This window comes from uncultured Limosilactobacillus sp., assembly GCF_934202705.1.
GTDB lineage: Bacteria > Bacillota > Bacilli > Lactobacillales > Lactobacillaceae > Limosilactobacillus.
On record NZ_CAKPYE010000009.1, the window covers coordinates 59374 to 71167 of the forward strand.

Genomic DNA, 11794 nt, shown 5'->3' on the forward strand with positions numbered 1-11794 from the left:
TAAACTTCCCCTTTCAACAAAATTTATTTACCGCTTTCGGCTAATGCTTGCTTAACTTCATCGTAAGTTGGGATTGATGGTGCTGCACCCATCTTTTGAACAGTTAAGCTTGAGGCACGTTGGGCGTAAACTAATGCTTCGGCAACGTTACTCAAATCAGTCTTCAATTGTGAAGCTAACGCACCAATGAACGTATCCCCAGCCGCCGTTGTATCAACCGGCTTAACTTTAAATGCTGGAACTAAGCCATGATCGTTTGGTGTGGAGTAGAAGACACCCTTGGAACCTAAGGTAATTAACAGATTGTCAACACCCTTGTTCTTGAAGTATTCCGCTGTTTTAATCATTGAATCTTCATCAGTAATCTTAATTCCCGTCAGCAATGCACTTTCCGTTTCGTTTGGTGCAATCACGTCGGTGTACTTTAACAGTTCAGGATCAATGTCCTTGGCTGGTGCTGGGTTTAAAATGGTTGTTACGCCATTTTCCTTGGCCCGCTTAAAGGCTTCGGCAGAAACCTTTTGTGGTGTTTCAAATTGAGTAATGATGAAATCAATTTCTTTGAATAAGTCATCAGTGTTCTTCAAAACATCCGTTGTCATGGATTGATTAGCACCACCATAAACCATGATGTCATTTTGACCATTCGCGTCCAAAGTGATCATCGCAGTCCCCGTGCCGTGCATTTTGTCAATGCCGACAAACTTGGTATCAATGCCATCTTCCTGCATTGATTCACGCATAAATTGACCTTCTTGGTCAGCACCAACCATCCCAATATGGTAAGTCTTGGCACCCGAACGAGCACAGGCAACTGATTGGTTAGCACCCTTCCCGCCAGGAGCTGAGGACTTATCTTTAGCTTGCAAAGTTTCCCCTGGTTCTGGGAAGCGATCCATGTGGTAAGTAGTATCAACATTAATACTACCTAGAACAGCAATCTTGTTTGACATTCTGTCATCCTCCTTGTTCAGTAAAATCACGTAAACCGTTTTACATTTTTTCAACGATCATAATTTACCACATCAAGAAATCGTTTGCAAGCGCATTCTAACAACTAGTTTAACGTTTTAACTATGAAAACTCTATGAAAACGTATACGCTCGCCATTTCACATTCCTTGAATTTTTTTAGATTTTTTATTTTAAGGCTTACCAGCAATCAAGCCATGGTTGTCTAACTTCAATTGTTTGAAATCGGTTTGCTTGTGAAAATCCACACCAATAGTTTCCAAGGCCACTTTGGACTGCCCGCTGTTTTTATAAATAAAGTTCCAGTGCTCGGCGTTGCCGAACACTGGAACCGATTTATTAACCGCGTTATCCGTAACTAGAAAACTAAAATGATGTCATCATCTTGGAGCCAAGCTTTACGCCTCAGCTAATTCCTCAGTCACATCAATGCCAAGTTTCCGTTGTAAGGCCGGTAATTCCTGTGCCGTTGGGTAGGAAGTTTGACTACCAGTTCTGGTAACAGTTACGGCCGCATATGCATTGGCATGTCGTAAAGCCGTACTGATATCTTCGCCTTGGGTGTAGTAGTGGGAAAACGCTCCAACAAATGAATCACCGGCACCAATCGAATCAACCGCATCCACATGATAGGATGGGATTAATTCTTCATGATCCTGATTTACCCACAGAGCGCCACGAGAACCAATCGTCACAATCACGTTTTTCACGCCAAGTTCAACTAATTTATGAGCCGCCGCTTTAATTTGATCGAGGGTCTCAATTGGCATCTTCGTTAACCGACCTAGTTCAGTCTCATTTGGTGAATAGAATTCACACATTGCCACATGCTGAATATCAATATGATCATTAGCAGGGGCTGGGTTGAGCATCACCGGTACACCATATTCATGCGCCATTTCAATTGCGCGATAATCCGTTTCCAGAGAAATTTCTTGTTGTAAAACAATCAGCTTAGAATTCTTGATAATATCACGGTAATCTTCAAGAACCTCAGGCGTCAATTCACTATTTGCACCTTGCACAATAATAATGCTGTTCATATTTCCTTGAATAAAGCATGGTGCCACACCATTGCTCTTCTTGCCCACACTAACGCCAGCAACATCAATGCCGCTTTCTTTAAAATGCTTGAGATACTCACGACCTAGCATATCAGAACCAACTTTGGAAATCATTGCCACATTGGATCCCAACTGTGAGGCCGCGTAAGCTTGGTTTGCTCCCTTGCCGCCGAATGCCATATGAAAATTTGGTGCAGCAACAGTTTCACCGAGTTTTGGCATCCGATCAATATCTGTTGAAAGTTCCATCATGTTGGAACCAATTACTGTAATGTCGTGAGTCATCTTCAACGCCTCCTATTTTTCAAGTCCAGTTACTACGTGGAAGTCCTTTTCTTCACCTGGTTGGAGCATAATTAATGTTCCGGCCTTCTTAGCTGCAGTCTGCCCTTCTGGGGTACAAGTTCCTGGAAGACAGTAGGCGGCAACTTGTTGATCTGCATTATAGAGAATCCACCGCGTGACGATTGGTAGATTTGCTGTTTCATAAGTAGTCAAGAAGCTGTGTCCATTGCCTAAGTCCATCCGGAATTCTGCTTTGTCGGTATACTTCCGTAAATCTTTGGAGAAGAAGACAATTTCTGGATCATAGTGACTAGCATCATCCAGCTTGTCAATCATCTTGCCACTCTTTTCCAATTCATCAGTAAACTTGGTCCATTCTGGAGTTGGGTGAACGTGATCAGGAACAGAAGTCCGTAATTGGAAAGCTTCATCAGGAATGTTTGAAGTCATTACTGCATTGTCAACGTAGGCATAACAGAGGTGACACATGTATTGCAACGTCATTGGTGCACAACCGGAAAGGTTCTTAACGTGTTGACGAATGTCAAACAATCCACTGTCCTTGTGTATTGTCACTGATGGTTTTTCGATGTAATGATCACCAAAGCCCTTGATGTATTCATAATCACTTTGCACAGTAATCGTGTCATCACCGATTTCGAGGTAAGCATGATCCATTCGTGCAGTAGCTGCTTCACCGTGTTGAACATGATGGTCTTCTGGGCCAGGGTTACCATTAGCTAATAATCCAGAGGTAAATTCAAAGGCTCCATAAGTATCAGCAATTTGCTTACCCCAGTGTGGTTGCTTGAAACCATCCTTTTCCTTGAGGTTAATGCCATCAAAGACCGCATCCCAAACAATTAATCCATAAAAAGGTAATAACGTTAGGTATCCACGACTGTTGGAAACTTTTAATGCTTCAATGCCATCAGGAAACTTATATGTTTCGGCCTTAAAATTATCATCTTCATAGAGCAGATATTTTGCATCTGAAAACATTGCATGATTTAAGTTAAATCGTTTCATTATTTTCACCTTCAATTAACTATTCTTTGCCAATGATTGCCATACTATGACTAACACCAAGACGCGTAGCCCCCGCGTCGATCATTGCTTGTGCTTCTTCAGCGCTGTGGATTCCACCAGAAGCCTTTACCGCTGTGTTGCTTCCCTTAACAGCGGCTGACATCAATTTAACAGCATGAACTGTTGCCCCTTCAGTGGAGAAACCAGTGGAAGTCTTAACAAAATCAGCCCCGGTCTTAGCAACAATTTCTGAAGCCTTAGTGATTTCATCATCAGTTAAAAGGCAAGTTTCAATAATTACCTTAACCACCTTGTTAGCTGCATGACCAGCATCAACCACGGCTTGAATATCTTCTTCCACCTTGTCGTAGTGGCCAGACTTCATTTCACCAATGTTCATGACCATGTCTAACTCGTCAACCCCATTGTCAATGGCATCTTGCGCTTCTGCCACCTTAATCTTGGTGGTGTTGGCACCGAGAGGAAAGCCGATCACACAGGCTGTTTTAACATTCGTTCCAGCAAGTGCCTTATGGGTTTTAGCAACCCAATAAGGGTTAATCATGACGGTGTGAAAATGATTGTCGATTGCTTGCTTAATGACTGTATCAACTTGTTCTTCAGTTGCGTCCGGTGCTAATAATGTGTGATCAATGTACTTGTTAAATTCCATAACTAATTTCCTCCTCAGCAATCATTTGATTGCGCTTTCTTTTTGAATACGCTTTCATAATAACCCTTGCTTTTACATTTGTAAATAGCTAAAATGAAAAATAGTAAAGCGCTTTCAAATTAACGGAGGTGACATTAATGGCCCTGACCAAAAAAAGCGCCGCCCAATTAAAGGCGGCTATAATGGTAAGTCGTTTATATTACATTGATAAAATCAGTCAAACTGCAATTGCACAAAAATTAAAGCTGTCACGGCCAACAGTTTCTCGATTATTACAACTGGCACAAGATCAAAATATTGTTCAGATCACGATTAATAATCCATTTGAACAAGCTGCCAGTATCCCTCAAAAACTCATTCAAAAATACCGGTTAAAAAAAGTCCTCATTGCGGATCAGGTGGGCGACTCTTATCAAAGCATTCTCGACCAACTAGGAATCCTGGCTGCCGATTACCTTAATTCTGTGGTTCAAGACAATGATACGATTGGTCTCACTTGGGGAACAACCATGGCTGCCATTGCACAACACCTCCAGCCAAATCAGAAAAAAAATGTTCAGACGGTTTATCTTAAAGGAACCGTTTCTAACTCCTCTCGGAATAACTATTCAAGTATCATTACCCAGCAGTTCAATGCATCATTTCACACACAAACCGAGACTTTGCCAGTCCCGGTGATCTTCGATAATCAAAAGACACGCGATTTAGTGCTGCAAGATCAGTTCATCAAACGAATTATCAAACAGGGAGAAGCGGCTCAAATTGCTCTGTTTACTGTTGGTACAACGCGACCGGAAGCGATGCTGTTTCAGCTTGGCTACTTTACTAATGAGCAGATTCACTTTTTAGAAACTCATGCTGTGGGGGATGTTCTTTCCCAATTTATTACTAAAAGTGGCCAGCTGGCTGCGCCAGAAATTGCCCAACGGACTGTTTCGCTACCATTATCAGCATTAAAACATAAGCGACAATCAATTCTCGTCGCTGGCGGTATCGAAAAGCTCCCCGCCATTCATGCAGCCTTGATTGGCGGATATGCAAACGTCTTAATTACTGACCTGAATAATGCTCAACAATTAGTAAAAATGTAAAATCTCCCAATGATGTGAATAGTAATTAGCTGATTATCGTCTTAACCAACAAGACTCATTCACTCTTGGGAGATTTGTTAAAGATTCAACTCATATGCCAATCGCCAGGGATCTAATGGGTCACTAACTTTGATTTGACCGCGTTGCACAAAGCCAAACTTTTTTGCCAAATATTGTAAACGTTCATTTAACCGAAACGTGTCAAAACGAATATTTGAAAAGCCCAGCTGTAGACTACTGGTAATTAATTCTGCAAACAGCTGGGTAGCGAGATGCTGACCGCGAAACTCTTGCGCAATGGCTACTCGATGAATCGTCGTATAAGGATCATTACTAGCCCAATGACCCGAATAAATCTTTGCATACGTTGGCTCCGCTGACCGTACTAATGCCGCGTAGCCGGCCACTTGCTGATCAACAATCAGGACTTCACCCACATGTTGTTCAATATCTTGACCAATTAGTCGACGATCTGGATCACCGCTTTGCCACTGCGTGCTGCCTTCTGCTTTTAACAAAGCTCGTGCTGATTCAATAATGGGCATAATTGCATCAATATCATTAACTTGGGCTGGCCGTAAATAACTAACTTTCATTATCATCACGCTCGCTTAATTTTCGTTCAAAGTAATGGCTTAACTGAGTGGCATTGTAAAAACCCGTTACCTTTTCTTTGGCTTGACCATCTCGAAAAAGCACTAGGCTGGGAATGCTTAATACCTTGTATCGTTGCGGAATTTCTTTATTTTCATCAATATTAAATTTAACAAATTTAATTTGATCACCATATTTGGCCGCCATTTGTTCCAGCACTGGTGCCATCATTTTACATGGTCCGCACCATGGTGCCCAAAAATCAACCACCGTTAACTTACCGGTTGTGAGTTGATCAAAATTATCTGCTCTTGCTTCGATCACGCTGGTTATCCTCCTTCATCTCTGGTTGGTTACCCTTCCCCTTTGGATTACGAATAAAGTGAACAATAAAGGTTGCCACAAACACCCCCACAATAAAGATTCCAAATTGACCAGATGGAATCTCAATATCAATCATCGGGATAGTTAAGAAGAGTTTAATGGCAATCAAAAAGATCAAGACATACGCCATTGGTTCCAGCTCCGGAATCTTGCGCATCAAGCGCATAATCACTTCTGCCACGCCCCGCATACAGGCAATTCCAATAAAACCACCAATTAACACAATCACGGGGTTAGACGAAACCGCTAGTGAAGCCAAGACAGAGTCAATGGAAAAGACGATATCAATAAATTCGATTTGTGCAACCACTGCCCAAAACCGTTTTCGTCCTGTCAATCCGGTTACCCGGCTTTTACTTTGCCGTTGACGGCGTTGACCCGTTAATTGGTTTCTGAAGAAACGGAATGAAAGGTACATTAAATAAACTGCACCAATTACTTTAATTTCCCAAAAGTTAATCAGGAAAGTCCCAATTCCAATAATCAAAAAACGGAATAAATAAGAACCCCAGATTCCATAAAATAGCGATTCTTCTTGTTCTTTTAGCGTTGGTAGAACTCTCGTCTGTGCGGCCAAAACAATGGCATTATCAACGGATAATAAGCATTCAATTAATACTAGCGATAAAATAACTAACCAGTCCTGACCGGACTCAATAACGGTTAACCAGTTATGACCATCAAAAAACGGGCCATAGAGTTCTCCTAAAAGTGACAATTAATATCCCCCTTATCATTCTTTCTGCTCATATTTTACCAGAGCATCAGGAAAATAGTTAGGAACCGGTGCAGAAATTTCTTTTAAAGTTCCCTTAAATGGCATCACCAACTGTTGGTTTGCTCCATGCAGGAGCATCCGCGAATTAGTTTGGCCCCCGTATAGTGGGTCACCCACAATCGGATGACCGCTATATGCTAAGTGAACCCGAATTTGATGGGTACGCCCAGTTTGTAATTGCAACCGCACTAAACTTAAATTACCGACCGTTCGTAACACTTGGTAGTTAGTGATCGCCGGTTTGGCCGCCACGCCATCCACCTGCCGTTTTCGCCGATCCCTCGAGTCAAAACCAATCGGCCACGTGAATTGACCCATTGATTGAGCAAAATTACCGGTGACTACAGCTAAATAGCGACGATGAATGCGTCCTTCTGCGATATAACGATCCAAGATTGGCACGACCACTGGATTTTTGGCCACAATCACCGCGCCACTAGTGGCCTGGTCAATCCGATGCACCATGTAGGCAGCATTCGGGCCATCCTTTAAATAACCAGCAACATCATTCATTAAAGTACCAGTTTCAAATGGCTGGTTAGGGTGCGTCTTTTGTCCGGCTGGTTTGTTAACCACCAGTAAGTCGCGATTTTCAAACAAAATCGCTAAATGCGCTTGCGCAGTTGGTAAATAGTTAGACGATGGCGTACGAAATTCATTACCGTAAAAATTCAATGTAACCTGATCACCCGGCGTTACCAGCTCATTCATATTCCGATAGCTGCCATTCACCAGCACCTGTTTTCGGACGCGTAAGTAATGAATGAAGCGGCTTGGTAGATACCACTGCTGCTGTAATAATTGCCGAACTGTCAGCCGTTTTTGATTCTGACTCAACTGTTCATTAATAATCCATCGTGGTTTTGCCAAAAGATTCTCCTCATTTCTCCTTCAATACTGATATTATAATAGCGTATAATAAGTTTTAAATGATTAAATTCCGAGGTGAAATTGTGCTTAGTTCAGTTAAAATTAATGATCATGGATACTGGGTCAGTGTTTTTGAACCGCTCCCGAATGAACGCGAAGAACTGTTTGATAAGTATGAAGTGACCCAGGAATTACTGGATTATGCAATTGACCCTTACGAAAAAGCCCGGGTAGAAGTCGACCCTGATGCTGGGGTTACCTTACTAATTTTCGATGTTTACGTTCCAACTCACGCCATCTCCGCACCACAAACCGCTCCAGTTGGGATCATGCTCACTACTAATAATGTTTTGACTTTTACCAACGCCCAAACCAATTTTGTGAACGGCATTATTGCCCGACAAATGGATAAATTGCAACAACGAGATCGTCAAACGGATCAATTTGACTTCATCCTACCAATTCTATATCAACTTTCTACTGCCTACTTTGGCCCAATTCGACGGGCTGATCAGCAACGACGAGAAATTCAGCGAAACTTGCAAAAACATACTGAGCGTAAAGCCATTACCGAATTCATGGAAATTGAAACCGGCTTAGTTTACATTCTGACCTCACTTCAAGGCAACGTTTCTCTCTTACAAGAATTCAAGCGTCGCTTCCATCATTTAATGACCCGCAAGCAAAATAATGACCTCGATGACGTCATTGTTGAAGCCCAACAAGGTTTGGAGATGGCTCAAATGACGTCAGACGTGTCCGCTCGCGTGTCTGATGCTTATAGTAAGGTTTTGGACAGTAATCTAAACCAAACAATGAAATTTTTAACTGTTTATTCGATCGTACTAGCAATTCCCCCGATTGTTTCTGGATTCTATGGGGAAAATGTTAAAACCCTACCATTTGCGCAGAACGACTTTGCATGGCAAATCACCATTATTATCACGCTAATCTTAATGGCACTTTCCATTTGGTTCGTTTTTAACCGCCATTGGTGGAAATAGCCATTGTGATTGTTCGACAAACGTGCTAAAATGCTAACAATTAAAGATTGCCTATATATTTCCGTAATATGGTCGGACGTTTCTACCTCATGCCGTAAATATGAGACTATAAGCACTGTTGAAAGTAACGGGTCCGCCACAATCGTGGACCCGTTTTTTTATTAAGGGAGGATTATCTTGGCACAACAACCGTTACAATCAGCACCCACCGCTAACTTTGGCAAAAACCTGCTACTCGGTTTTCAACACCTCTTAGCGATGTATTCCGGCGACGTATTAGTTCCGCTATTAATTGGTAATTTTTTGCATTTTACTCCTACTCAAATGACTTATTTAGTGTCCATCGACATCTTTATGTGTGGGGTAGCAACGTTGTTGCAACTCCATCGCACTCCGCTCATGGGAATTGGCTTGCCGGTTGTGTTAGGCTGTGCGGTTCAATCAGTCGCACCACTAGAGTCGATTGGTAGCAAAATGGGCATTACTTATATGTATGGTGCCATTATTTGTGCTGGAATTTTTATTTTTCTAATTGCTGGCTTCTTCGCGCGAATGAAGAAGTTATTTCCGCCAGTTGTGACTGGTTCATTAATTACCGTTATTGGCTTCACCCTGGTTCCCGTCGGTTTTCAAAATTTAGGTGGCGGAACCCCCACTGCCAAATCATTCGGTAGTCCCCAAGACCTCATCATTGGCTTTTTGACCATTATTGTGATCGTCCTGATTAATCGTTTCGGCAAAGGGTTCATTAAGTCCATTGCTATTCTGTTAGGGATTTTAATTGGTTCCTTCGCGGCAGCAGCTTGGGGAATGGTCTCCGCCAAACCGGTTACCAGTGCCGCCTGGTTCCACTTACCACGTTTCTTCTATTTTGGCGTGCCAACATTTAATTCCGGCGCCATCATTACGATGATGCTCGTCGCTCTAACGACAATGATCGAATCGACAGGAGTCTACTTTGCCCTTGCTGAAGCTACTCATCAAGAGATTACCAAAAATGATATGAAACGCGGTTATCGTGCTGAGGGAATCGCTGCGATTCTTGGCGGCCTGTTTAATACCTTCCCTTATTCAACTTTTTCGCAAAACGTCGGCGTCTTAAAAATGTCTGGTGTCCGATCACGACGGCCGGTATACTATGCGGCTGTTCTATTGCTCATTCTGGGACTATTACCAAAAGCTGGTGCTTTAGCAACAATGATTCCAGATCCGGTCCTGGGTGGCGCCATGGTGGTCATGTTTGGCATGGTTGGGATCCAAGGAATGCAAATTTTACATCAAGTCGACTTTACCAAAAATAGCAATTTAATGGTTGCTTCCCTTTCAATTGGTCTTGGCCTTGGCGTTACCGTTTACCCACAAATTTTTCAGCATTTAAATACTGAACTACAAATTATTCTCGGCAATGGCGTAGTAATGGGGAGCCTTGCCGCCGTCATCTTAAACCTCATCCTGAACTTTGACGAATTTAAACGGTCAACCAAAGATTAATATTGATTAACACTCCAAATTTTCATTAGACCAGTCTCGCTGAACAGCGTATAATGGTTTAATGAACAGATCTAACTAAAGGAGTGTTTTATAATGGACAAATTTAATCGACTCAGCTCAGATTGTACGGCAATCATTGTCGGCAAGAAAGCCACTATTGACGGTTCAACAATTATTGCACGGGATGAAGATGCACATACCGCAATTAACACTAAGAAGTTTGTTGTTGTCCCCTCCCAAGATTATGATCTCACTTATGAATCTAAATACACCGGACTAAAAGTCCCTCTTAAAGAACATGGTTACCGGTATACTGCGACCCCTAATGGTAACCCCAGCGAAGGTGACTGGTTTGAAGCGGGGATTAACGAAAAGAATGTTGCAATGTCAGCCACCGAAACCGAATTAACTAATCCGCGCGTTCTCGGCCATGATCCCCTGGTTAAAAGCGGGATTGCTGAAGATGCAATGGTGACCCTTGTATTGCCGTTCGTTAATAGTGCCCGTGAAGGGGTTCAGCGTCTAGGAAGCTTGATTGAAAAATATGGGACCGCTGAAACTAACGGAATTGCGTTTAGCGATCAAAATGAAGTTTGGTATATGGAAACTGCTGGTGGTCATCAATGGGTTGCCCAACGCTTGCCTGATGATGCTTATGCCATTTGTCCAAATATCATGGTCATTGAAGAGATTGAATTTGATGACCAAGATAACTTCATGTATGCTCCTGGTATCCGTGATTTTGTTGATAAGTATCACTTAAATCCTAACCCGCTCAATTTTAACTTCCGTAATATTTTTGGTTCGCAAAACGAGGCGGATAGTTACTACAACACTCCACGGACTTGGTATGGACAAAAAATGTTTAACCCAAGTGTTGAACAAGAACCAACTAGCCAAAATATGCCATTCTGTCGGCAACCAGAAAAGAAGATCGCAATTGAAGACGTTCAAGCCTTCCTTAGTTCTCACTACAATGGCACTCAATATGATCCATTTGGGACTCACTCATCTGGCAGTGAAGCAGACCAGCAAAAATTCCGTTCAATTGCATTAGATCGGAACCAAAGCTCTTGCATCTTGCAGCTGAGAAATGATGTTCCTGACAATCTGGCTGGCATCCAATGGATTGCGTTTGGCTTCTACTGTTACAGCCCATATGTACCGTTCTATGCCAACATCGTTGACACACCAGCTAATTACAAGTTCGCTCCAGATAAGTTCAACATGGATAGTGCTTACTGGATGTACAAGTTACTTCCTGTCATCATCGAGCCAAAGTATCACCAATTCATCAATGAAGTGAATGCTTATCGTGATGCTGCACAAAGTTACGTTGTTGGTAGATTGGACGAAGTTGATGCACAGGCACGAAAGCTTTCTGGTAACCAATTACAGGAATTCTTAACTAATGAAAGCATCAAGACTGCCGATCACGTTACCGAAGCAACAACCGACCTCATTGATAGTCTGATCCATCAAACGTTACTTTCGTCAAAGATTGCCTTTAACCTCGGCGATGGCCTTTAACATTTAAAACTAACCCAAAATAAAAACTGC

At 42.3% G+C, this 11794-nt stretch carries 12 protein-coding genes and 1 riboswitch; of the genes, 4 read left to right on the plus strand and 8 right to left on the minus strand.

The window, feature by feature from the left end; genetic code table 11:
* Positions 1–23 precede the first annotated feature (23 nt).
* The 4 genes from rbsK (Q0C76_RS06815) to deoC all read right to left on the minus strand — a co-directional run bounded on the left by rbsK (Q0C76_RS06815) (position 24) and on the right by deoC (position 4022).
* The gene (gene rbsK, locus Q0C76_RS06815) at positions 24–953 is read right to left on the minus strand and encodes a ribokinase (RefSeq protein ID WP_295731321.1); all 930 of its coding nucleotides are present in this window, start codon (positions 951–953) and stop codon (positions 24–26) included.
* A gap of 416 nt (positions 954–1369) precedes the next feature.
* On the minus strand, positions 1370–2320 hold the full coding sequence (rbsK, locus tag Q0C76_RS06820) for a ribokinase (RefSeq protein WP_295731323.1): 951 nt from the start codon (positions 2318–2320) through the stop codon (positions 1370–1372).
* A 12-nt stretch (positions 2321–2332) separates the two neighbouring features.
* On the minus strand, positions 2333–3349 hold the full coding sequence (locus Q0C76_RS06825) for an aldose 1-epimerase family protein (RefSeq protein ID WP_295731324.1): 1017 nt from the start codon (positions 3347–3349) through the stop codon (positions 2333–2335).
* 19 nt (positions 3350–3368) lie between these two features.
* Positions 3369–4022 (minus strand): deoxyribose-phosphate aldolase, encoded by a 654-nt coding sequence (gene deoC / locus Q0C76_RS06830; protein ID WP_295731326.1) that lies wholly within the window; start codon positions 4020–4022, stop codon positions 3369–3371.
* 137 nt (positions 4023–4159) lie between these two features.
* Here deoC and Q0C76_RS06835 point away from each other — a divergent pair, with 137 nt between their 5' ends.
* Positions 4160–5113, plus strand: coding sequence for a sugar-binding transcriptional regulator (locus Q0C76_RS06835; RefSeq protein WP_295731328.1), 954 nt, complete (start codon positions 4160–4162; stop codon positions 5111–5113).
* A gap of 77 nt (positions 5114–5190) precedes the next feature.
* Here the strand turns inward: Q0C76_RS06835 and Q0C76_RS06840 are convergent, their stop codons facing one another.
* Genes Q0C76_RS06840 through Q0C76_RS06855 form a run of 4 tightly spaced genes read right to left on the minus strand, consistent with a single transcriptional unit; the run spans position 5191 to position 7739 of the window.
* Positions 5191–5709 carry a GNAT family N-acetyltransferase gene (locus Q0C76_RS06840; RefSeq protein WP_295731330.1) on the minus strand — a complete coding sequence of 173 codons (519 nt, stop codon included), beginning with the start codon at positions 5707–5709 and terminating at the stop codon, positions 5191–5193.
* On the minus strand, positions 5699–6031 hold the full coding sequence (trxA, locus tag Q0C76_RS06845) for a thioredoxin (RefSeq protein WP_295731331.1): 333 nt from the start codon (positions 6029–6031) through the stop codon (positions 5699–5701). The genes Q0C76_RS06840 and trxA overlap by 11 nt, the downstream gene beginning before the upstream one ends.
* Positions 6009–6809 carry a TerC family protein gene (locus Q0C76_RS06850; protein ID WP_295731333.1) on the minus strand — a complete coding sequence of 267 codons (801 nt, stop codon included), beginning with the start codon at positions 6807–6809 and terminating at the stop codon, positions 6009–6011. Before Q0C76_RS06850 ends, trxA begins: the two co-directional genes overlap by 23 nt.
* Before the next feature lie 15 nt (positions 6810–6824).
* On the minus strand, positions 6825–7739 hold the full coding sequence (locus Q0C76_RS06855; RefSeq protein WP_295731335.1) for an RluA family pseudouridine synthase: 915 nt from the start codon (positions 7737–7739) through the stop codon (positions 6825–6827).
* An 83-nt stretch (positions 7740–7822) separates the two neighbouring features.
* Here Q0C76_RS06855 and Q0C76_RS06860 point away from each other — a divergent pair, with 83 nt between their 5' ends.
* The 3 genes from Q0C76_RS06860 (at position 7823) to Q0C76_RS06870 (ending at position 11764) form a co-directional block, all read left to right on the plus strand.
* Positions 7823–8743, plus strand: coding sequence for a magnesium transporter CorA family protein (locus tag Q0C76_RS06860; protein ID WP_295731337.1), 921 nt, complete (start codon positions 7823–7825; stop codon positions 8741–8743).
* 31 nt (positions 8744–8774) lie between these two features.
* Positions 8775–8872, plus strand: a riboswitch (purine riboswitch).
* 48 nt (positions 8873–8920) lie between these two features.
* Positions 8921–10234, plus strand: a complete 1314-nt coding sequence (locus Q0C76_RS06865) for a nucleobase:cation symporter-2 family protein (protein WP_295731339.1) — start codon at positions 8921–8923, stop codon at positions 10232–10234.
* Between the two features lie 93 nt (positions 10235–10327).
* Positions 10328–11764 carry a C69 family dipeptidase gene (locus Q0C76_RS06870; protein ID WP_295731341.1) on the plus strand — a complete coding sequence of 479 codons (1437 nt, stop codon included), beginning with the start codon at positions 10328–10330 and terminating at the stop codon, positions 11762–11764.
* Positions 11765–11794: the final 30 nt, after the last annotated feature.